We start from the raw sequence: 19929 nt of genomic DNA on the forward strand, positions 1-19929 counted from the left end.
GGACTCACCGAACATGGCGAGCAACAATGGCGGCCCCTGGGGCGGTTCTGGCAACAGGGGCAGCGGCGGCGGAAACGGAGACCGCCGCCCCCCCGGCCAGCGACCCGGCTCGGGCGGCAACGGGCAGGTGCCCGACATCGACCAGATCATGAAGAAGGGGCAAGAGCAGCTCCGCGTCCTGATGGGCGGCAAGGGCGGCACCGGTGGCGGTGGCGGCACCGGAGGGCCAAGCTTTGGTCGCGGCACGTGGATTCTTGCGGGGCTCGTCCTCGTTGCGCTTTGGCTCTTCGCCAGCGTCTACACCGTGCGCCCTGAAGAGCAGTCGGTGGAGCTGTTCCTGGGCGAATACTCTTCGACCGGTCAGCCCGGCCTGAACTTCGCGCCGTGGCCCCTCGTCACCGCCGAGGTCCTTCCGGTCTCGCGCGAGCAGACCGAGCAGCTGGGCGAAGGTCGCGGATCGGACATCGACGATGGCCTGATGCTGACGACCGACTCGAATATCGTGGATATCGATTTCGATGTCGTCTGGAACATCAGCGATCCCGCGCAATTCCTGTTCAACCTCGCCGATCCGGTGGTGACGATTCAGGCCGTATCCGAATCGGCCATGCGCGAGGTCATCGCGTCGTCCGAGCTTGCGCCCATCCTGAACCGGGATCGCGGAGCCATCGCGCAGGAGGTCGAGGAACTGATTCAGAACACTCTCGATTCCTACAACAGCGGGGTGAACATCATCCGTCTCAACCTCGACAAGGCCGACCCGCCCACCGAAGTGATCGACGCGTTCCGCGACGTGCAGGCAGCCGAGCAGGAACGTGACCGGCTTCAGCGCCAGGCCGACGCCTATGCGAACCAGGTCCTGGCCGGCGCCCGTGGTGAGGCCGCGCAGATCCTCGAAGAGGCCGAAGGCTATCGCGCCCGCGTCGTCAACGAGGCCCGAGGCGAGGCATCCCGCTTCTCGGCGGTGCTGGGCGAGTACCAGCTTGCACCCGAAGTGACCCGCAAGCGTCTCTACCTCGAAACCATGGAGAACGTTCTGGGCCGCGTCGACAAGGTGATCCTGGACGAACAGGGCGGTGCCGGAGGTCAGGGTGTCGTGCCCTATCTGCCGCTGAATGAACTTGGCCGGAATCGCGCTGGTGCGCAGCAGACCCAACCGATCGTAGGGGCAAACTGATGAACAAGGTATACATCTTTCTCGGCCTCGTCGTCGTCGCGCTCTTCCTGCTCTTGTCCTCGATCTTCGTCGTGGACGAGCGCGAGAAGGCCCTCGTCCTCCAGTTCGGCCAGATCAAGGACGTCAAGGAAGAGCCCGGGCTTTCCTTCAAGATCCCGATCATCCAGGACGTCGTGCGCTATGACGCCCGGACGCTGTCTCTCGACACCGCTCCGATCGAGGTCACGCCTTCGGACGATCGCCGTCTGATCGTGGACGCCTTCGCGCGCTATCGTATCCGCGACGTCGAACAGTTCCGCCGCGCCGTCGGTCTTGGCGGGGTTGCCTCGGCCGAAGAGCGTCTGGGCCGGATCCTCGTTGCGCAGACCCGCGAAGTGCTCGGCTCGGAAGGGGTCACGTCGAACACGATCCTGTCCGATGATCGCTCGCTCCTCATGACCCGGATCCGGGATCAGGCGCGCGAGGAATCGGAATCCCTGGGGATCGAGGTCATCGACGTTCGTCTGAAACTGACCGCCCTGCCGGATCAGAACCTCGAAGCGACCTTCGCCCGCATGCGCGCCGAGCGTGAGCGTGAAGCGACGGACGAACGCGCCCGTGGTGAAGAAGCCGCGCAGCGTGTCCGCGCGCAGGCCGACCGGACGCGGGTCGAGCTTGTGTCCGACGCGTCTCGCGAGGCGGACATCGCCCGAGGCGAGGCGGATGCCGAGCGCAGCCGAGTCTTCGCCGAGGCCTTCGGCGCGGATCCGGCGTTCTTCGAGTTCTACCGCTCGCTGGCTGCCTATGAGACGTCGCTCCAGGGCGATAACTCGACGATGGTCCTGTCGCCCCAAAGCGAGTTCTTCGAATACCTGAAGAGCGCAAACCCGAACGGCGCCGGCCCAGCGACAAGCAGCGAAGGATCGGCCGCGAGCGTGAGCTCCGAGGAAAGCGCGGCGGCAACGCAGTCGTCGGATGAAGGGGGCAACGGCGCCGTGATCCGCGGCACGGCGGTCCGGACCGACGACACGCAAGGCGAGGCGGCGGCGCAGACCAACTGATGGCCACGTTGCTCCTCGTGCTCGGGGCGGTCGCGGTCGTGGAGGGCGTCGTTCTCGCCCTCCTTCCCCACCGGATCGAAGACGTCCTCGAGATGTTGCGAAGCTTCCCGATCGAGGCCCGCCGCCTGGCGGGCCTTATTGCCGTGGTGGCGGGCGTGGCCCTTGTCGCGCTTGCCCGCAGCCTCGGCGCCTGATGCCAAGATTACATTGTTTCACACGGTGTTGAGCCGGCGCGATGGATCGTTGTGTTGAGGGCGGCCGAACTTATCTTTTACGACATCAGCACGTTCAGCCCGGTCGGCCGCCGACCGGGAGAGCCGCAAGGCACCCGACCCCTAGGAGAGCAGAGTGACCAGATTCACCATCACCCCCGCGCGCCAGGTCCGCCGTCTGACCACGGCCCTGTTGCTTGGCACCACGATGGTGGTCGCGCCGGCCATCAGCGCGAACGCCGCCCCCGAGACCTTCGCCCCGCTGGCCGAGCAGATCAGCGATTCGGTGGTCAACATCACCACCTCGACCATGGTCTCGCGCGATACCGTCCAGATGCCGCAGATCCCCGAAGGTTCGCCCTTCGAGGACTTCTTCCGCGACTTCATGGATCGCAACCAAGAGCAAGGCACGCCCCGCCGCAGCCAGGCCCTGGGCTCGGGCTTCGTGATCTCGGAAGACGGCTACATTGTGACGAACAACCACGTCATCGAGGGTGCCGACGAGATCCAGATCGAGTTCTACAACGGCGAAACCCTCGATGCCGAGATCATCGGCACCGACCCGCAGACCGACATCGCCCTTCTGAAGGTGGCCAGCGACGCACCGCTGCAGCCCGTGCCCTTCGGCAATTCGGACGAGGCGGCCGTGGGGGACTGGGTCATGGCCATGGGCAACCCGCTTGGGCAGGGCTTCTCGGTCTCGGCCGGCATCGTCTCGGCCCGGAACCGGGCGCTGACGGGCACCTATGACGACTACATCCAGACCGATGCGGCCATCAACCGCGGCAACTCGGGCGGTCCGCTGTTCAACATGGATGGCGAGGTCGTCGGCGTGAACACCGCGATCCTGTCGCCCAACGGCGGCTCGATCGGCATCGGCTTCGCAATGTCTTCTAATGTGGTGCAGAACGTCGTCGACCAGCTTCAGGAGTTCGGCGAGACCCGCCGCGGCTGGCTGGGCGTCCGGATCCAGGATGTGACCGACGACATCGCCGAGAGCATGGGGCTTGAAGAAGCCGCCGGCGCGCTTGTCACCGACGTTCCCGAAGGCCCCGCCGAAGAGGCCGGGATCGAGGCTGGCGACGTGATCATCTCGTTCAACGGTTCCGAGGTCGAGGACACGCGCGGCCTCGTCCGCCGCGTCGGCGACGCACCGGTCGGCGATACGGTACCTCTCACGGTTTATCGCGATGGGGACGAGGTCGAACTCGACGTGACGCTTGGCCGCCGCGAGGATGCCGAGGCCGTGCCCGCCGCGATGGAACTCGATGCGCCGGACGAGGCCAACGAGACCGACGTGCTCGGCGTCACCGTGCAGCCGCTGACGTCCGAGATGCGTGAGCAGCTGGGCCTGTCCGAGGACCAGGACGGGCTGGCCGTGACCGACGTGGCCACCGACAGCGAAGCCTACGAGAAGGGCATTCGCGCAGGTGACGTCATCACCGAAGCCGGGCAAGAGCAGGTCGCCTCGGTCTCGGAACTCGAAGAGCAGATCGAGGCCGCGCGCGACGCTGGCCGCCGTTCGCTTCTGCTGCTTCTGCGGCGCGATGGCGAGCCCCGCTTCGTGGCGCTGCCGCTTGAGGACTGATCAGGACACCCCGTAACGGGTTCCATGCGGGCGCGCTCCTTCGGGGGCGCGCCCTTTTTCATGCTCAGCGCTTTGCCATGGCCTCGTCTCGGTCATAGACGATCAGCCCGAGCCGCTTTCCCGCGGCGATGCTCAGCACGTCCGAATCGATGCCCTCGACCTTCTGGAAAGCGCGGATGGCCCGCCGGGTGCTGCGGTCGATCGTTCCGGTGGCGGGGCCGGCCATGTAGCCGCGCACGATCAGGGCGCGCTGCACGCTGGCGATGAACTCGGGGGTCCAGGCGTCGCGGCAGGGGGTGTCGAACCAGATCTCGTCGCGCGCTGCGACGATCCGATGCGTGGTCCGCGTCTGATAGCGACCATCCGCGCCGGCCCGGCTTTCGGTCACTGTCTCGACGATGGCAGGTGTCTCGTCGCGCGACTGGCAAATCTCGGGGCGGGTCAGGTCGACCTGCTGCTCGCCCGTCGCCCGCAGCATCGGCTCGACGAAGCGCGCGACGTCGGGACGGCCGGACGCGCAGGCCGACAGCACGAGAAGCGCGGGAAGGGTCAGGCGGAACATGCTGCTCTTGGCCTTCTGTGGACCTTTCGCCGAAGCTAGCCGCGGGCGGTCGGTGGGCCTAGCCCCGGTCGGCCCCATTCTCGTCCGCTGTGGCTTCGACGCGCAGCAGGTCGTCCAGCATCCAGCTGATATCCTCGACCTGCTCGGCGATGACGTGGCAGATCCCGCTGTCGCGCTGGACACGGCCCGTCACCCGCAGGCACCGTCCGGCGATCACCGCCCGGCGGAACCGTTCGTAGATCGCGCGCCAGACGATCACGTTGCAGACGCCCGTCTCGTCCTCGAGCGTCACGAACACGACCCCTTTCGCCGTGCCCGGCCGCTGCCGCAGCAGGACCAGCCCCGCCACGGTCACGCGCGCCCCGTTCGGCGGGCGGTTCAGCCAGCCATGGGGCAGGGCGGCCGGCGGGCGTGGCCAGCCGGTGGGGGGAGACTCGAAATCAACCATGGAACAAGGGTAGAACATTGCCGTCCGGCGGCCAATCCCGCACTGGCATCATGCGGCAACAGGTCCTAGCTATGGCCCGAAGAATGCGAAGGAGCCCCCGATGGCGAAGATTACCTATATCGAGCATGACGGCAAGGAACACGTCGTGGACGTGTCGAACGGCCTGACGGTCATGGAAGGCGCGCGCGACAACGACATCCCCGGGATCGAGGCCGATTGCGGCGGCGCCTGCGCCTGCTCGACCTGCCATGTCTATGTCGCCGAGGACTGGGTCGGGAAACTGCCCGCCCGCGAGCCGATGGAAGAGGACATGCTCGACTTCGCGTTCGAGCCCGACCCGACCCGGTCGCGCCTGACGTGCCAGATCAAGGTCAGCGACGACTTGGACGGGCTGGTCGTCCAGATGCCGGAAAAGCAGATCTGACGCGGATCGCGGCCCCTTTTGGGGCCGCATCAGTCCAGCGCGCGCCAGCCGATATCGCGGCGGCAGAATCCTTCCGGCCACTCCACCGCGTCGACCATGGCATAGGCCCGTTCGCGCGCCTGCCGCAGGTCGTCGCCACGCGCGGTCACGCCCAGCACCCGTCCGCCGTTCGCCACCGGCCGCCCGTCGCGCAGGCTGGTCCCCGCGTGGAACACGACCTGCGAGGACGTCGCCGTCAGGTGCTCAAGCCCGCCGATGGTGCTGCCCTTCTCGTAGGTGCCTGGATAGCCCTCGGCCGCCATCACCACGCACATCGCGTGATCGTCCGCCCAGTTCACCCGCGCCTCGGACAGCCGCCCCTCGGCGCAGGCCTGCATGAGGTCGAGCGCCTGCGCCCCCAGCCGGATCATCAGGCATTGGCATTCGGGATCGCCGAAGCGGGCGTTGAACTCGACCAGCCGCGGCTGTCCGCCCTCGATCATCAGGCCCACGTAGAGCACACCGGAATAGGGCGTCCCGCGCCGCGCGAGTTCGGCGATGCAGGGGCGCACGATCTCGTCCAGCGCCTTCCGCGTCACTGCCTCGTCCATGATCGGGGCAGGCGAGTAGGCGCCCATGCCGCCGGTGTTGGGGCCGGTGTCGCCCTCGCCCACCCGCTTGTGGTCCTGCGCGGTGCCCAGGGGCAGCACGTCCTCGCCATCGACCAGAACGAAGAACGAGGCTTCCTCGCCGGTCATGAACTCTTCGATCACGACCGAGGCACCCGCGCTGCCGAACTGGCCGCCGAAGATGTCGTCGATGGCAGTGGTGGCGTCTTCGACCGTCTCGGCCACGATCACGCCCTTGCCGGCCGCCAGCCCGTCGGCCTTGACGACGATGGGTGCGCCCTGCTCGGCCACATAGGCCTTCGCCGGTTCGGCGGACTCGAACCGCGCATAGGTCGCCGTCGGCGCGTTCACCGCATCGCAGAGCGCCTTGGTGAAGCTCTTCGAGGTTTCGACCATGGCCGCATCCCGGTTCGGGCCGAAGACGGTCAGCCCCGCTTCCCGAAGCGCATCGCCCACGCCGGCAGCCAGCGGGGCCTCGGGTCCGATCACCACAAGATCGACCGCGTTCTCGCCCGCGAACTCGGCCACTGCCGCGCCGTCCTCGATGTCGATATCGGCGCATTCCGCGATGCCCGAGATGCCGGCATTCCCGGGCGCCACGATCAGGCGGTCGCATTTCGGGTTCTGCAGGACGGCCCAGGCCAGGGCGTGCTCGCGCCCGCCGCCGCCGAGGATGAGGATGTTCATGGGCGCACCTCCGCTTGGATCGCCCCGCCGATAGCGAGCCGCGTCTCCTTTGTGAAGCACCGCGCGACCCGAGACTTCAATCCGCCGCCGGCACAAGGTAGTCCTATCGGCATGGAATTGTTCGAAGACGACCGCAGCGGGCCGGGCGGGAATGCCCATGAATTCACGGTGTCCGAGATCTCGGGCGCGGTGAAACGCGTGATCGAGGGCGAGTTCGACCGCGTCCATGTGCGCGGCGAGGTCGGCCGCGTGTTCATCGCGCGGTCGGGGCACCTCTATTTCGACATCAAGGACGACCGGAACGTGCTCGCCTCGGTTGCGTGGAAGGGGCAGGTCGGCGCCCTGACGCAGCGCCCCGAAGAGGGGATGGAGGTCATCGCGAGCGGCAAGCTGACCACCTTCGGCTCGCAGTCGAAATACCAGCTGAGCGTCGACGACGTGCGGCCTGCTGGCGTCGGCGCGCTGATGGCAATGCTCGAAAAGCGCAAGAAGGCGCTCGAGGCCGAGGGGCTGTTCGCCGCCGAACGCAAGCGCCCGCTGCCCTACCTGCCCGAGGTGATCGGCGTCGTGACCTCTCCGTCGGGCGCCGTGATCCGGGACATCCTCCATCGCCTGCGCGAGCGATTTTCGCGGAAGGTCCTGGTCTGGCCTGTGGCCGTGCAGGGCAGGGACTGCGCGCCGCAGGTGGCGGCGGCGATCCGGGGCTTCAACGCATTGGCGCCGGGCGGAGCGATCCCTCGACCCGACCTGCTGATCGTCGCGCGGGGCGGCGGTTCGATCGAGGATCTGTGGGGCTTCAACGAGGAGGTCGTGGCCCGCGCCGCCGCAGAAAGCAGTATCCCCCTGATATCGGCCGTGGGTCACGAGACCGACACCACGCTGATCGACTACGTCTCGGACCGTCGCGCGCCGACGCCGACCGCGGCGGCCGAGCTTGCCGTGCCGGTGCGGATGGAGCTTCAGATCACGCTGGACGGGCAGGGCGGGCGGCTGAACCGTGCGCTTCTGCAGGGAATCGCGGCGCGGCGGCAACGGCTGGCGGACCTGTCCCGCGCGCTGCCCCGCCCCGAGAGCCTGACCGCCACCGCCCGCCAGCGCTTCGACTGGATCGAGGCGCGGCTGCCGCAGGCGCTTCTGGCCGGGGTGTCTGCCCGCCGGGCGCGCCTGGATGCGGCCGCCGCGGCCCTGCGGCCAGCAACCCTGCGCGAGCGGATCGGGAGGTGCAGCGCCGCCGCCTCGGGGCTGGGCACGCGCCTGGCTCCGGCGCTGCGGCGCGGGGTTCGCGAACGGCAGCGCGCCGTGGCAGGGCTGGCTGCGCGCCTGTCCCCCCGCCCGATCGCGCGTGAGGCCGAGCGTGGCCGGCGCGAGCTGACGCGGATGGAGGATCGGCTGAATCGGGCGTTCTGCGCCCGGATCGACGTGGCGCGGCGGCGGCTCGACGGGCTCGATCGGTTGCATTCGACGCTTGGCTACCGGGAAACGCTCGCCCGTGGATACGCCGTGGTGCGCGAAGGAACCGAGATCGTCACCGACAAGGCGCGCGCCAGCGAAGCGCGCACGCTCGAGATCGAGTTCGCCGATGGTCGCGTGACCGTGGGGCCGGGTGGCGCAGCGCCGAAGCGAACCAAGCCGAAATCGCCGCCGCCCGAGCAGGGATCGCTGCTCTAGACGCCCACCTCGGGGCCGAGGCAGTAGAGTGGCTCGTCCGTCCGGGTCGTCGAGTAGAGCACCGTGTCGCCGCCCCCGCCCAGGAACTCGGCCCGCAGACCGGTGCCCTCGCGGTAGAAGCGCCAGCACTGCACGGGCGGGCCGTCCTCGTAGACGAAGCAGATGTCCGGCCCGTCGGCATACCATCGCCCGGTCATGCACTCGCCGTCGAGGAAGGACCACTCGACGCTCCGGCCCGTTCCATATTCCTCGGCACCGTAGGGCACGCCATTTGCTGAATAGTTGAACGTCTTGCCCGCGGTGAAGGCCTCGAACGCCTCGGCGTCGAGAGGCGAGTCCTGCGCGGCGGCCGGCGCCGCCAGGGTCGCGATGAGAAGGATGCCTCGCCACATGGCCCGAGTTTGCCATGCCGGCGCGCCGGGGTCCATGGCCGGGTTTTCCTGCCCGGGATCCGCGGTAAACACGCGGCCGACTTTCACGTCGGCGCCATTCGTCCTAGATGGGCGGGGAAGGAGAGCCCGTCCATGTCGTTTTTCAACAAGCTGAAGTCCAAGCTCTTCAAGTCGTCTTCGCAGCTCGAAGAAGGGCTCGACGCGATCGTGGAGGAGGGCGGCGCGCTGTCGGAGCCCGACGCGCCGGAACCCCCCGCCGCGCCTGAGCCGCCGAAGCCGGAGCCCCGACCCGACCCCGCGCCCGAGCCGTTCCCCGCGCCGCAGGACCCCGATCCGACGCCGCGACCGCAAGAAGTGCCCGATCCCGCGCCGTCCGAGGTTCCCCAAGGCCCGGTGCCGGTCGAGATCCCGGACGACACCCCCCCCGGCCAACCGAATACGGGCGGTCTTCTGGGGCGGGTCTTCGGCAGGCAGTCTGCGGCCCCGGTCGTGCGCCGTCCGCTGGACGACGACATGCTCGAAAGCCTCGAGGACCTGCTCATCACCGCCGATATGGGGGTCCAGACCGCCGCCCGCGTCACCGCCAACCTGGCCGAGGGGCGCTATGGTCGCCGCGTCTCGACCCAGGAGATCAAGGAGGCGCTGGCCGAAGAGATCGCCCGCATCATGGAGCCGGTCGCCCGGCCCCTGCCGCTTTACGCCAAGAAGCCGCAGGTCGTGCTGGTCGTGGGCGTGAACGGCTCGGGCAAGACAACGACGATCGGCAAGCTGGCCAGCCAGTTCAATGCCGCCGGCAAGTCGGTGGTGATCGCCGCGGGCGACACGTTTCGTGCTGCCGCGGTCGAGCAGTTGCAGGTCTGGGGTGATCGCGCCGGGGTGCCGGTGATGACCGCCCCGCAAGGCACCGACCCGGCAAGCCTTGCCTATGACGCGCACAAGAAGGCCGAGGAGGACGGGGCGGACCTGCTGATGATCGACACCGCCGGCCGCTTGCAGAACCGTGCCGACCTGATGGAGGAACTGGCCAAGATCATCCGCGTGATCCGCAAGCGCGACGAAACCGCGCCGCACAACACAGTTCTCGTGCTCGACGCGACCACGGGGCAGAACGCGCTGAACCAGGTGGAGATCTTCCAGAAGATCGCCGATGTTTCGGGCCTCGTGATGACCAAGCTCGACGGGACGGCGCGGGGGGGCGTCCTCGTGGCGCTGGCCGACAGGTTCGGCCTGCCGATCCATGCGATCGGCGTGGGCGAGCAGATCGACGACCTTTCCCCCTTCGATCCCGAAGAATTCGCCGCCGCCTTGACGGGGCTGACCCGATGAGCGCGCTGACCTGGAAAGAGGGCGACACGCCCATCGTCGGCGAATTCCTCGAACTGCGCCAATCCTGCGAGCTGGACCGTCTCAACGCCGGTGCGGCGGCCAAGGGGCTGGCGGGGTCGCTTCATTGCGTGACGGCGAAATCCGGTGTGCGGCTTGTGGCGATGGGGCGGATCGTCGGTGACGGCGGGATGGCCGCGATGCTCGTGGACCTCATGGTCGAGCCGAACATGCGCGGGCAGGGTATCGGGCGCGAGGTCATGGAACGGCTCGTCGCCTGGTGCCGGGAAGAGCTGCCGCGATCGTGCAGCATCTCGGCAATTCCGGTTCCGGGGAGCTATTCGCTCTACAAGGGGGCGGGATTCGAAATCCGGGGCGGCATGGCGTTCAGCCTGCCGTAGCTTGGTTCACGTCTCGTCCTCGTCGTGCCGGCGCTCGAAAAGGCCGACCACTCCGACGACGATGACGACGATGACCGTCGCCATCGCGGCCAGTGGCATCTGGCCTGCCCCGCAGGCCAGCCCGATCGCGCCGGCCAGCCAGAGGGACGCGCCGGTGGTGACGTTCTTCACCTTGCCGCCCGCGGTAAAGATCAACCCCGCGGCAAGGAACGCCACGCCGGCAGTAGTCGCCTCGATCAGGCGCAGCGGATCGACCCGCTTGTCATCGTTGCCCCCGAACTCCAACGAGCTGATCTCGAGGCCGACGAGGGTGAAGAGGCAGGCGGCGATCGACACCAGCATGTGCGTGCGCAAGCCCGCTGCCTTGTTCCGCCACTCGCGTTCAAACCCGATGATCCCTCCGAAGGTCATCGCCGCGAACAGCCGCGTGGCCGCAACAACCGCCGGGACCTGGGAGAACGGAGTCGCGAACTCGTCTACGAAGATGTCGAACACCGATGACGTCCTCCACGTGGCTGGGCATCGGAACACGCGGGAGGGCGCTTCGGTTCCGGCGCCGCGGAGGGCTGGGCCAGCGGCTTCCTCGGCTGGTTGATGCGGGGTGCGGGTGCGGCACCGAAGCGGCTGGCCCTCGTGGCCCCGATCGCGCTAGGTGCGGTCATCGTGGAATTCAGCGGATGAGGCTTCGGACATGTCGCGCAACGGATTGAAGACGATTCTCGAGATCGGCCCAGTGGTGCTGTTCTTCGCGGCGTACCTGATGCTGCGCGACCGGACATTCGATATCGCCGGAACGGAATATACCGGGTTCATCCTCATCACGGCGGCCTTCGTGCCGTTGATCGCGTTGTCCACGTTCCTGCTGTGGCGGCTGACAGGCGAGCTGTCGAAGATGCAGATCGTGACGCTGGTGCTGGTCGTCGTGTTCGGCGGGCTGACCGTGTGGTTCAACGACGAGCGGTTCTTCAAGATGAAGCCCACGCTGATCTACCTGATCTTCGGGGCCATCCTGGGCGCCGGCCTGCTGCAGGGTAAAAGCTACCTGCGCATGGTCATGGGCGAGGCGATCCCGCTGGACGAGGAAGGCTGGATGAAGCTGACCCGCCGCTTCTGCGCCTTCTTCTTCGGCCTCGCGGTGCTGAACGAGATCGTCTGGCGCACGATGTCCACCGATGCGTGGGTGAACTTCAAGACGTTCGGCCTGACGGCGGCGATCTTCGTGTTCTTCGTCACGCAGGGCAAACTGTTCCGCGACCACGGCACCCAGTCGGGCGACTGAGCTACTGAACGATCCCGGTCGCGCGGCCCGGCATGAGGCGCGCCACCATTGCCGTGCCGATCCGGGTCCAGCGGGCCTCGGGCGTGGGAAGGTGGGCGCGCAGCAGCCCGAAGGCCAGGCGGTGATCCTCAAGCAGGGCGCGATACAGGTGCAGCAGGCCCGGTCGGGTATAGGCGGACCAGTGACTGACGGTGGTTTCGGGCTTCGCGATCGGGTAGCCGAGCGTCCCGAGAGCGCGTCGAGTGTCCGCGGCGTCGATCTGCAGGTCCAGCCAGCGGCGGTCCTCGACCTCCAGCCCCGACCCGATGGCCACGTCCCGGAACCCCATCAGCGCCTCGACCAGCGCGTCAAAGAGGTCGTTCTCGCGGCTGGTCACGTTGATGATCTCGGCATCTTGACCGGCTGGCGAGGCAAGCGCCGTCAACGCCTCGTCGCGGGGTGCCGCGCCGGTCATCAGGATGACCCGGTCGATCGATCCCGCGGGTGCCTGGGCCAAGGCCTGCAGACAGACCCGCGCGCCCATCGAATGCGCCAGAAGATGCACCCGCCGCCCCTGTGCCGCGATGGCCGAGATCAGCCCGGCCAGCGGCCGCGCACTTTCTGCGCTTTGCCGCCACGCGCGCCAGGCCGAGCCGCGGCCCGGCCAGCCGAACCCGATGCAAAGCGGCTCGGCCCCGCCTTCGCCGACGCCCAGCCCCGCCGGCCACGATGCGACCCGCCCCCCGCTGCGGGCCGGCGCGGCTGCGAAGAGGTGGCGGTGGGGGGAGTGCAACGGCGAATGGGGGTCGTACTTGAAGCCGTGGACCATGATGACGACCGGTGCGGTCGTCGGAAGGTGGGCCAGCGCGCGAGCGACGGCCTCGTGACCTTCCAGGGCACCTTCGAGCGTTGCGTTGACGGCAAGAATCGGCATGACCTGCTCCTGCGACCGACCCCATATCTGGTAGCTCGGTTCTCACAGGCCGCTACGACCCCTCGGTGACGCGAGGATGAAGGAAACGTGACGTTACTTGACGATTGGACGCATCAGTCCTACCCGGCACTCCACGTGGCGATTTGTTCACCGGATTGCGGGCCACGTTAAAAACTCCGCTAAAGAGGTCGGTCGCGGACCGTCCCTTCATCGGTGGGTCGAGACGCGAAAGGAACGATGACCCCATGAGCAACGACAGAAAGACCCGGACCCGCCTGGTCCATGACGGAATCCGCCGCAGCCAGTACGGCGAAGTCAGCGAGGCGATCTTCCTGACCCAGGGCTTCGTCTACGACACGGCCGAGCAGGCCGAGGCCCGCTTCGACAAGCTGGGCGAGGACGAGTTCATCTACGCCCGCTACGGCAATCCCACGGTCCGCATGTTCGAGGAACGCCTCGCCGCCGTCGAAGGGACCGAGGACTGCTTTGCCGCCGCAAGCGGCATGGCGGCCGTCAATGCCGCGCTGATGTCGATGCTGAAGGCCGGGGATCACGTCGTCTCGGCCCGGGCGCTGTTCGGCTCGTGCCTCTATATCGTCGAGGAAATCCTGACCCGCTTCGGGGTCGAGGTGACGTTCGTAGACGGCACCGACCTTGACCAGTGGCGCGAGGCGATCCGTCCCGACACCAAGGCCGTCTTCATGGAGATGGTGTCGAACCCCGCGCTCGAGGTGGTCGACCTGAAGGCCGTCGCGGGACTGGCGCACGAGGTCGGGGCAACCGTGATCGTGGACAATGTCTTCGCCACCCCGATCTACACTCGCGCGGTCGAGCTTGGCGCCGACGTGGTGGTCTATTCGACGACGAAGCATATCGACGGGCAGGGCCGCGCGCTCGGCGGGGCGATCTGCGGCACGCGCGAGTTCATCCGCAAGACGCTGGAACCCTACCTCAAGCATACCGGCGGCGCGATGTCGCCCTTCACCGCCTGGATCATGCTGAAGGGCATGGAGACGCTGGACCTGCGCGTCCGCGCGCAGACACAGGCGGCGCAGCAACTGGCCGAGGCGCTGGCCGACCACCCCAAGCTGTCCCGCGTGATCTTCCCGGGTCTGCCGTCGCACGCGCAGCACAAAGTCGCGCGCGAGCAGATGAACGGCTTCGGCACGGTCCTGTCGCTGGACATTGCCGGAGGGCGGGACGCGGCGTTCCGGTTTCTGAACGCGCTGGAGATCGTGACGATCTCGAACAACCTCGGCGACGCGAAGTCGATCGCCACCCATCCGGCCACGACCACCCATTCGCGCCTGTCCGACGAGCAGCGCGCCCATCTGGGGATCGGGCCGGGGCTTGTTCGTCTGTCCGTCGGGCTCGAAGACCCCGAGGATCTGCTGGCCGATCTGACGGCGGCGCTCGCCGCGGTCTGAGATGGCGCTTGTGGAGAGGAATTGACGCAGGGTCGTGGAACGGGGAACGGGAATGCCTATCTAGAGGGCGAATTCGTGAAGGGACCAAAGGTCATGAACATTCAGCCGCGCGACTTCGATACGCCCGCCACCCGCGAGGAGGCGGCAGATCTGCTCGCCCGCCTGCGCAACTGGGCGGCGACGGCTGACGCCGCAGAACTGAACGACCTCGATCCCCGGCTCCGCCTGCTCGTCGAAGGGGACGAGGTCAGCTACCCCGTGCTCGACCGCGTCTATCCCGAAGCCTTCAAGGCGGATGCCGCCTACGTGGCCGGGATGCCCGATCTGCAGAACGGTCCCGCCAGCCTGATCCGAGGCGCGCGGCGGGCGATCCAGCATGTCGGCATCTCGAACTTCCGCCTGCCGATCCGCTACCGGCTGCGCGACGGGGGCGAGGCCATGCTGGAGACGTCGGTGACGGGCACGGTCAGCCTCGAGGCCGAGAAGAAGGGCATCAACATGTCCCGCATCATGCGCAGCTTCTACGAGCACGTGGACGAAACCTTCGGGCTGGACGTCATCGAGAGGGCGGTCGACGGCTACAAGGCGTCCATGGACAGCTTCGACGCGCGCATCCAGATGCGCTTTTCACAACCTTTGCGGGTCGAGAGCATGCGCTCGGGCCTGTCGGGCTATCAATATTACGATGTCGCACTCGAACTGATCGACCGGGGCGAGGTGCGGACGCGGGTGCTACATCTCGACTATGTCTATGCCTCGACCTGCCCCTGCTCGCTTGAGCTGTCCGAGCACGCCCGTCAGACCCGCGGGCAACTCGCCACCCCGCATTCGCAGCGCTCGGTCGCGCGGATCTCTGTGGTCGTCGAGCCGGATGCGGACCTTCTTGTCGAGGACATGGTCGATCTCTGCCGCGGGGCGGTGCCAACCGAGACGCAGGTGATGGTCAAGCGCGAGGACGAGCAGGCCTTCGCCGAGTTGAACGCCGCCAACCCGATCTTCGTCGAGGACGCCGCGCGGCTTTTTGCCCATGCCTGCGAGGCCGATCCGCGCATCGGCGATTTCCGCATCGTCGCCAGCCACCAGGAAAGCCTGCACAGCCACGATGCGGTCAGCATCCTGACCGAGGGCGAAACCTTCGACGCGATCAGCATCGACCCGCGGCACCTGCAGACCCTCGTCCACGCGGGCTGATGGGACGCGAAGTCCGCACCACGCTTCGCGACGGCAGGACGGCGCTGCTTCGAGACCTGGTTCCGGGGGACGCCGACGCCCTGGTCGCCGGGTTCGCGCGGCTCTCCCCGCAAAGCCGGGTGTTCCGGTTCCTGCGGGCGATCGAGCGGCTCGAGGCGCGCGACATCGAGACGTTCACCCATCCCGACCACACCAACCACGAAGCTATCGGCGCGCTCGTCGAGGACAGCGAGACGCTGGTTCCGGCCGGGATCGGGCACTTCTTCCGGGCTCCGACGGCGCTTGACCGGGCGGAATTGGCGCTGACGGTGATCGACCCGTACCAGCAGAAGGGGCTCGGATCATTGATCCTCGGGCGTCTCCTGCAGCGGGCGGCCACGGTCGGGATCCGCAGGTTAGACGCAGTGGTCCATGTCAGGAACGAGGGCATGGCGCGCATGTTGCGCCAACTTGGCGCGTCGAGTTTCCTTGATGGCACGACGCGATATTTCGATCTGCCGGTCCATCCCGATCCGGCGACGTATCCCGATACGCATGCCGGGGATGCCGTCCGCCGCGCATGGGCGCTCGAGCCCGAGCCCGTCGTGGCTTGACAGCCGCGACGGCCGGCGACAAGCGTCACGTCCATGATCGATCCGCGACCAGTTGCACATGTCATCGGCTTGCTGGTCGCTGCCCTCGGGGCGTCGATGCTCGTGCCGATGATGATCGACCTCTTCGCGAGGAACGGCCATTGGGGCGTCTTTCTCAACGCGGCGGCGGTCACGAGTCTGATGGGCGGTGTCGTTGCGCTGGCGACCGCCAACCTCGACACGACCCGCCTGACCTTGCAGCAGACATTCCTTCTGACGACCCTCGTCTGGGTGATGCTGCCGCTTTTCGGCGCGATCCCGTTCCTGTTCTCGCCCGTCCAGGCGACGCCGACCGACGCCTTGTTCGAGGCGATGTCGGGCTTCACGACGACGGGCTCGACCGTGTTCGTCGGGCTCGACGACATGCCCGAGGGCATCCTGCTGTGGCGTTCGATGATGCAATGGTTCGGCGGGATCGGGATCATCATCGTCGCCATGGTCTTCCTGCCCGAGCTTCGGGTCGGGGGGATGCAGATCTTCCGCTCGGAAGCCTTCGACACGATGGGAAAGATCCTGCCCCGCGCGGCCGAGATCGCCAGTCAGATCAGCTGGATCTACGTGATCCTGACACTGGTCTGCTTTCTCAGCTACCTGACCCTCGGGATGACCAGCTTCGAGGCGATCAACCACGCGCTGACGACGATCTCGACCGGCGGCTTCTCGACCACGGACCTGAGCTTCGGCGCCTTCCAGGGCCTGCCCGAGTATTTCGCGAGCGCCTTCATGATCCTCGCGAGCCTGCCCTTCGTGCGATACATCCAACTGGTCGCGGGGACGGCGCGGCCGATCCTGAGGGACGCGCAGGTTCGGGCCTATATGGCGGTGATCACCATCGCGGTGGTCGTCCTGTCGGGCTTTCAGGTCATCGCGGACGAACGGGGCCCCGAAGAGTCGTTCCGCGAGGCGCTGTTCAACGTAACCTCGATCATCTCGGGGACGGGCTATGCCAGCGTGGACTACCAGCTCTGGGGCACCTTCGCGATGGTGCTGTTCTTCTTCATCGGCCTGATCGGGGGCTGCGCGGGGTCCACCTGCTGCTCGGTCAAGATCTTCCGTTACCAGATCCTCGCCTCGGCCATCTGGGCGCAGGTGCGGCGCATCCATTCTCCGCACGGGATGTTCTACCCCAGGTACGAGGATCGGCGCGTGTCCGAGGAAGTGCTGGCCTCGGTCATGGCGTTCTTCGTGCTGTTCGTCGTTTCGCTCGGGGTGCTGTCGGTCGCGCTCGCGATGACCGGGCTGGATCTCGTGACGGCGTTGTCGGGGGCTGCGACGGCAATCGGGAATATCGGCCCCGGCCTTGGTGACACGATCGGCCCCGCGGGCAACTTCGCGCCCCTGAGCGATGCGGCGAAGTGGCTGTGCATGATCGGAATGCTGGTGGGGCGCCTCGAGTTGATGGTCGTCTACGTCCTGTTCACTGCGGCGTTCTGGCGCAACTGATCGCCGAAGCGCGCGGCCCAGGTCGGCACCGGGTCCGCGATCGCGGGGGTGGCGTGCCAAACGGCGCGGGCGATGGCGCGACTGAGGCACGTGGCGCCGGCGTGGCCGATCAGTGCGAGTGCCGCCGCGTCGGGGGGCGGTCGGGAGTTCGTCGCGGCGACGAACACCAGGTCGCCGTCGAAGGGCGTGTGGGCGGGCAGGATGGCGCGGGCCAGCCCGTCATGCGCGGCGATGGCGAGCCGCGTCGCCGCGGCCTTGTCCAGCGTGGCGTCGGTGGCAACGATGGCCAGCGTTGTCGCGGTTCCGGGCAGGGCGACCTTGGTCTCGACCGCCGCGCGCTGCGGTGCGCCCAGGCCGCCGAACTCGTCGTTCAGTTCGAACGGAGCGGCCCAGAAGCGACCGGTCTCGGGGCAGCAGGTGCCGCCGACCGGGTTCGCCGCGACGAGCGCGCCGACGTGGTAGCCGTTGTCGAGCACCACCGAAGCCGAGCCGATCCCGCCCTTCAGCCTGCCGGCGATGGCCCCGGTACCGGCGCCGACCGAGCCAAGCTCGAACTCGACCGCTGCCGCCTCGAGCGCCTGCCGGCCCACGCAGGGATAGGGGCTGTCCGACCAGCCGTGGTCGCCGCCCGCATCGAGGTCGTAGAGGATCGCCGCCGGCACGATCGGCACGACGTGCCCGTTCACCTCGAACCCGCGTCCCATGCGGCGCAGGCCGTCCATCACCCCGTCGGCGGCGGCGAGCCCGAAGGCCGAGCCGCCCGACAGCACCAGCGCATCGACCTTGACCACCAGCTTGTCGGGGGCCAGCAGGTCCGTCTCGCGCGTGCCGGGGGCACCGCCCATGACGTGGACGCCCGCAGTCAGCCGGTCCTCGCCCAGCAGGACGGTCACGCCGGACTTCACCACCGTGTTGCGGGCATGGCCGACCCTCAGGCCGGGGACGTCGGTGATCAGGTTGCGCGGGCCGGGTCTCATGTGGGCAGAATGGGTCGGGGCCGGGGATCCGGCAACCCCGGGGCGGCGAAAGGAGGTGGCGCCGTGGCGCCTCAGTTGCGATACGGGGGAGGCGATGAGCGGAAGGTGCCACGAATGAGACGACTGAGACTGATCCTCCTCGCCATCCTGATGATCGTCGTGTTCGCGGTGCTGCACTATGTGCTGCCGCAATCCGACGTGGTGCGGATCGTGAACACCGATGTCCGCCGGATGGATTTCGGAGCGAACGCGATCTTCTACGCGGGCGCGACCGGCGCGGACGGCACAACCGACGTGCGGTTCATCGAGACGGTCGATGCCGACGGCGATCCGATGGTCTATCGAAACGAGGACACCGGCTGGGGCTGGCCGTTCTACTTCAAGTTCGACAGCGCCGACCTGCAGGCCCGCGCCGCCGACCTCTCGTCCACGCGAGAGGCGCCGGTCTGGGTGGTAGTGCGGCACTATGGCTGGCGCTCGCGGCTTCTGTCGGCGTTCCCGAACGCCACCACGATCCGCCGCGCCGAAGGTCCGGACGTCAGCACCTTCCCGTGGCGCGCGATGGTCATCCTGCTGGGCCTCGCCGTGCTGGGCGGGGTTCTGATCCGGGTCGGGCAGCTGTTCTGGCGGAACACGGTCCGGCCGCTTTTCGATCGACGGGGCTAGGCGAGCTTGGCGTGAACCTCGTCGAGGTCGATCTCGGCCGTGGGCATCTTGTTGGCCGGATTCTCGAAATCGTAGCGGAAGAGCCGGAAGTCGCGGTGATAGATCTCCCACATCAGGTGCATGGAGAGATCGTCGAAATAGGCCTCGACCGGGTGGGCGCGCCTAGGACCGTGGCTTTCGGATTCGTTGAAGCGGGGCATCGATTCCAGATCGACCGAGTGGGGCGTGTCGACAGCGTCGAGCACGCTCTGCATCCCGTCGTTGAACCGCTCGGTCCAGAAGATGCGGTCATAGCGTCCGCCATTGGCAATGAAGGTCGAGACATGGCCGCTGGTGGCAGACCAGTGGATGTCGGGGTCCATCGGCTTGCGCCACCGGATCGTGTCGCGGACGAACAGCAGAAACCTGCGGAACGAGGCGACCTGGTCGAACTCTTCCTTGCCGTCGGGTCCGCCGACCTCGATCCCGTATTTCTGGACCAGGAGGGGCACGAGATTGCCGCGGTAGCGCTTGCCGTTGCGCTGGATGCCGCAGATCTTGTCGAAGAACGACGACAGGACGCGCGTGTAGGGATTGCGCACGCAGGTGAAGGCGTAGACGTCCCGCGATGTCACCGCGCGGGTGATAGGGGCTTGGCTATCCTCCTGCGCCCATTTGTGCAGGCCTTCGGAGGCGTCATGGATGTCGCCGTCGAAGAACGTGCCATGGTCCGAGAAATACATGATCTGACCGATGGTCGAGCAGGCGCATTTCGGGACGACGCGGTACAGGGCGCTTTCGCTCGGCGTCATCCAGGTTCCGGGAAACCCCATTCGTTCAACTCCAGACAGGCCCCCGCCATCTACCGGAAACTTGCAAAGAAACACCTGTT

The 19929-nt window shown here is 67.4% G+C and carries 22 protein-coding genes and 1 riboswitch; of the genes, 14 read left to right on the plus strand and 8 right to left on the minus strand.

From position 1 onward, the window contains the following. The first annotated feature begins 13 nt into the window (after positions 1-13). The 4 genes from hflK to PAM7066_RS10755 all read left to right on the plus strand — a co-directional run bounded on the left by hflK (position 14) and on the right by PAM7066_RS10755 (position 4017). A complete protein-coding gene (hflK, locus tag PAM7066_RS10740) occupies positions 14-1177 on the plus strand; it encodes an FtsH protease activity modulator HflK (protein ID WP_085854163.1) in 1164 nt (387 codons plus the stop codon). Continuing rightward, a complete protein-coding gene (gene hflC / locus PAM7066_RS10745; protein WP_085854164.1) occupies positions 1177-2217 on the plus strand; it encodes a protease modulator HflC in 1041 nt (346 codons plus the stop codon). The genes hflK and hflC overlap by 1 nt, the downstream gene beginning before the upstream one ends. Further along, positions 2217-2411 carry a DUF2065 family protein gene (locus PAM7066_RS10750; protein ID WP_085854165.1) on the plus strand — a complete coding sequence of 65 codons (195 nt, stop codon included), beginning with the start codon at positions 2217-2219 and terminating at the stop codon, positions 2409-2411. Before hflC ends, PAM7066_RS10750 begins: the two co-directional genes overlap by 1 nt. A 154-nt stretch (positions 2412-2565) precedes the next feature. Continuing rightward, positions 2566-4017, plus strand: a complete 1452-nt coding sequence (locus PAM7066_RS10755; protein WP_370738090.1) for a DegQ family serine endoprotease — start codon at positions 2566-2568, stop codon at positions 4015-4017. Between the two features lie 64 nt (positions 4018-4081). On the opposite strand, the gene PAM7066_RS10760 is transcribed toward PAM7066_RS10755, so the two are convergent. After that, a complete protein-coding gene (locus PAM7066_RS10760) occupies positions 4082-4579 on the minus strand; it encodes a peptidoglycan-binding domain-containing protein (protein WP_175484621.1) in 498 nt (165 codons plus the stop codon). Positions 4580-4637: 58 nt separating this feature from the next. After that, complete coding sequence (locus PAM7066_RS10765; protein ID WP_245749656.1) at positions 4638-5027, minus strand: OB-fold nucleic acid binding domain-containing protein; 390 nt, start codon at positions 5025-5027, stop codon at positions 4638-4640. Positions 5028-5127: 100 nt separating this feature from the next. Between PAM7066_RS10765 and PAM7066_RS10770 the strand changes: the two genes are divergently transcribed. After that, positions 5128-5451, plus strand: coding sequence for a 2Fe-2S iron-sulfur cluster-binding protein (locus PAM7066_RS10770; protein ID WP_085854168.1), 324 nt, complete (start codon positions 5128-5130; stop codon positions 5449-5451). A gap of 29 nt (positions 5452-5480) precedes the next feature. Here PAM7066_RS10770 and purD read toward each other — a convergent pair whose 3' ends face one another. Beyond that, positions 5481-6746: a phosphoribosylamine--glycine ligase gene (gene purD / locus PAM7066_RS10775; RefSeq protein WP_085854169.1), complete on the minus strand. Its 1266-nt coding sequence runs from the start codon at positions 6744-6746 to the stop codon at positions 5481-5483. 111 nt (positions 6747-6857) lie between these two features. Between purD and xseA the strand changes: the two genes are divergently transcribed. Then, complete coding sequence (gene xseA / locus PAM7066_RS10780; RefSeq protein ID WP_085854170.1) at positions 6858-8414, plus strand: exodeoxyribonuclease VII large subunit; 1557 nt, start codon at positions 6858-6860, stop codon at positions 8412-8414. On the opposite strand, the gene PAM7066_RS10785 is transcribed toward xseA, so the two are convergent. Next, positions 8411-8806 (minus strand): hypothetical protein, encoded by a 396-nt coding sequence (locus PAM7066_RS10785; protein ID WP_085854216.1) that lies wholly within the window; start codon positions 8804-8806, stop codon positions 8411-8413. The genes xseA and PAM7066_RS10785 overlap by 4 nt on opposite strands. Before the next feature lie 132 nt (positions 8807-8938). On the opposite strand from PAM7066_RS10785, the gene ftsY reads away from it, so the two are divergent. Further along, positions 8939-10132: a signal recognition particle-docking protein FtsY gene (gene ftsY / locus PAM7066_RS10790; protein WP_085854171.1), complete on the plus strand. Its 1194-nt coding sequence runs from the start codon at positions 8939-8941 to the stop codon at positions 10130-10132. Further along, positions 10129-10530, plus strand: coding sequence for a GNAT family N-acetyltransferase (locus PAM7066_RS10795; RefSeq protein ID WP_085854172.1), 402 nt, complete (start codon positions 10129-10131; stop codon positions 10528-10530). The genes ftsY and PAM7066_RS10795 overlap by 4 nt, the downstream gene beginning before the upstream one ends. Before the next feature lie 6 nt (positions 10531-10536). On the opposite strand, the gene PAM7066_RS10800 is transcribed toward PAM7066_RS10795, so the two are convergent. Then, positions 10537-11025 (minus strand): MgtC/SapB family protein, encoded by a 489-nt coding sequence (locus tag PAM7066_RS10800; RefSeq protein ID WP_085854173.1) that lies wholly within the window; start codon positions 11023-11025, stop codon positions 10537-10539. A 196-nt stretch (positions 11026-11221) separates the two neighbouring features. On the opposite strand from PAM7066_RS10800, the gene PAM7066_RS10805 reads away from it, so the two are divergent. Continuing rightward, the gene (locus PAM7066_RS10805) at positions 11222-11809 is read left to right on the plus strand and encodes an inner membrane-spanning protein YciB (protein WP_085854174.1); all 588 of its coding nucleotides are present in this window, start codon (positions 11222-11224) and stop codon (positions 11807-11809) included. A gap of 1 nt (position 11810) precedes the next feature. Here PAM7066_RS10805 and PAM7066_RS10810 read toward each other — a convergent pair whose 3' ends face one another. Beyond that, positions 11811-12722, minus strand: a complete 912-nt coding sequence (locus tag PAM7066_RS10810; RefSeq protein WP_085854175.1) for an alpha/beta hydrolase — start codon at positions 12720-12722, stop codon at positions 11811-11813. A 125-nt stretch (positions 12723-12847) separates the two neighbouring features. After that, a riboswitch (SAM riboswitch) is annotated at positions 12848-12926 on the plus strand. A gap of 41 nt (positions 12927-12967) precedes the next feature. On the opposite strand from PAM7066_RS10810, the gene metZ reads away from it, so the two are divergent. The 4 genes from metZ (at position 12968) to PAM7066_RS10830 (ending at position 17415) form a co-directional block, all read left to right on the plus strand. Then, positions 12968-14149, plus strand: coding sequence for an O-succinylhomoserine sulfhydrylase (gene metZ / locus PAM7066_RS10815; RefSeq protein WP_085854176.1), 1182 nt, complete (start codon positions 12968-12970; stop codon positions 14147-14149). A gap of 93 nt (positions 14150-14242) precedes the next feature. Next, positions 14243-15340, plus strand: coding sequence for a GTP cyclohydrolase FolE2 (gene folE2 / locus PAM7066_RS10820; protein WP_085854177.1), 1098 nt, complete (start codon positions 14243-14245; stop codon positions 15338-15340). Then, the gene (locus tag PAM7066_RS10825; protein ID WP_085854178.1) at positions 15340-15933 is read left to right on the plus strand and encodes a GNAT family N-acetyltransferase; all 594 of its coding nucleotides are present in this window, start codon (positions 15340-15342) and stop codon (positions 15931-15933) included. Before folE2 ends, PAM7066_RS10825 begins: the two co-directional genes overlap by 1 nt. A 33-nt stretch (positions 15934-15966) precedes the next feature. Next, on the plus strand, positions 15967-17415 hold the full coding sequence (locus PAM7066_RS10830; protein ID WP_085854179.1) for a TrkH family potassium uptake protein: 1449 nt from the start codon (positions 15967-15969) through the stop codon (positions 17413-17415). On the opposite strand, the gene PAM7066_RS10835 is transcribed toward PAM7066_RS10830, so the two are convergent. After that, on the minus strand, positions 17379-18392 hold the full coding sequence (locus PAM7066_RS10835; protein ID WP_085854180.1) for a P1 family peptidase: 1014 nt from the start codon (positions 18390-18392) through the stop codon (positions 17379-17381). The genes PAM7066_RS10830 and PAM7066_RS10835 overlap by 37 nt on opposite strands. A 114-nt stretch (positions 18393-18506) precedes the next feature. Between PAM7066_RS10835 and PAM7066_RS10840 the strand changes: the two genes are divergently transcribed. Continuing rightward, complete coding sequence (locus tag PAM7066_RS10840; protein ID WP_175484622.1) at positions 18507-19058, plus strand: DUF1523 family protein; 552 nt, start codon at positions 18507-18509, stop codon at positions 19056-19058. Here PAM7066_RS10840 and PAM7066_RS10845 read toward each other — a convergent pair. Further along, positions 19055-19870: a sulfotransferase family protein gene (locus PAM7066_RS10845; RefSeq protein ID WP_085854182.1), complete on the minus strand. Its 816-nt coding sequence runs from the start codon at positions 19868-19870 to the stop codon at positions 19055-19057. The genes PAM7066_RS10840 and PAM7066_RS10845 overlap by 4 nt on opposite strands. Positions 19871-19929: the final 59 nt, after the last annotated feature.

It is taken from the genome of Palleronia marisminoris (assembly GCF_900172315.1).
Taxonomy (GTDB): domain Bacteria; phylum Pseudomonadota; class Alphaproteobacteria; order Rhodobacterales; family Rhodobacteraceae; genus Palleronia; species Palleronia marisminoris.

Excerpts from the sequence above, each read along its gene's own strand:
- PAM7066_RS10750 (WP_085854165.1), top strand. The coding sequence starts at position 2,217 with ATGGCCACGTTGCTCCTCGTGCTCGGGGCGGTCGCGGTCGTGGAGGGC.
- PAM7066_RS10805 (WP_085854174.1), top strand. The coding sequence starts at position 11,222 with ATGTCGCGCAACGGATTGAAGACGATTCTCGAGATCGGCCCAGTGGTG.
- PAM7066_RS10770 (WP_085854168.1), top strand. The coding sequence starts at position 5,128 with ATGGCGAAGATTACCTATATCGAGCATGACGGCAAGGAACACGTCGTG.
- PAM7066_RS10760 (WP_175484621.1), bottom strand. The coding sequence starts at position 4,579 with ATGTTCCGCCTGACCCTTCCCGCGCTTCTCGTGCTGTCGGCCTGCGCG.
- folE2 (WP_085854177.1), top strand. The coding sequence starts at position 14,243 with ATGAACATTCAGCCGCGCGACTTCGATACGCCCGCCACCCGCGAGGAG.
- PAM7066_RS10840 (WP_175484622.1), top strand. The coding sequence starts at position 18,507 with ATGAGACGACTGAGACTGATCCTCCTCGCCATCCTGATGATCGTCGTG.
- purD (WP_085854169.1), bottom strand. The coding sequence starts at position 6,746 with ATGAACATCCTCATCCTCGGCGGCGGCGGGCGCGAGCACGCCCTGGCC.
- PAM7066_RS10795 (WP_085854172.1), top strand. The coding sequence starts at position 10,129 with ATGAGCGCGCTGACCTGGAAAGAGGGCGACACGCCCATCGTCGGCGAA.
- PAM7066_RS10810 (WP_085854175.1), bottom strand. The coding sequence starts at position 12,722 with ATGCCGATTCTTGCCGTCAACGCAACGCTCGAAGGTGCCCTGGAAGGT.
- PAM7066_RS10845 (WP_085854182.1), bottom strand. The coding sequence starts at position 19,870 with ATGGGGTTTCCCGGAACCTGGATGACGCCGAGCGAAAGCGCCCTGTAC.
- PAM7066_RS10785 (WP_085854216.1), bottom strand. The coding sequence starts at position 8,806 with ATGTGGCGAGGCATCCTTCTCATCGCGACCCTGGCGGCGCCGGCCGCC.
- PAM7066_RS10825 (WP_085854178.1), top strand. The coding sequence starts at position 15,340 with ATGGGACGCGAAGTCCGCACCACGCTTCGCGACGGCAGGACGGCGCTG.
- PAM7066_RS10835 (WP_085854180.1), bottom strand. The coding sequence starts at position 18,392 with ATGAGACCCGGCCCGCGCAACCTGATCACCGACGTCCCCGGCCTGAGG.
- hflC (WP_085854164.1), top strand. The coding sequence starts at position 1,177 with ATGAACAAGGTATACATCTTTCTCGGCCTCGTCGTCGTCGCGCTCTTC.
- metZ (WP_085854176.1), top strand. The coding sequence starts at position 12,968 with ATGAGCAACGACAGAAAGACCCGGACCCGCCTGGTCCATGACGGAATC.
- xseA (WP_085854170.1), top strand. The coding sequence starts at position 6,858 with ATGGAATTGTTCGAAGACGACCGCAGCGGGCCGGGCGGGAATGCCCAT.
- PAM7066_RS10830 (WP_085854179.1), top strand. The coding sequence starts at position 15,967 with ATGATCGATCCGCGACCAGTTGCACATGTCATCGGCTTGCTGGTCGCT.
- ftsY (WP_085854171.1), top strand. The coding sequence starts at position 8,939 with ATGTCGTTTTTCAACAAGCTGAAGTCCAAGCTCTTCAAGTCGTCTTCG.
- hflK (WP_085854163.1), top strand. The coding sequence starts at position 14 with ATGGCGAGCAACAATGGCGGCCCCTGGGGCGGTTCTGGCAACAGGGGC.
- PAM7066_RS10765 (WP_245749656.1), bottom strand. The coding sequence starts at position 5,027 with ATGGTTGATTTCGAGTCTCCCCCCACCGGCTGGCCACGCCCGCCGGCC.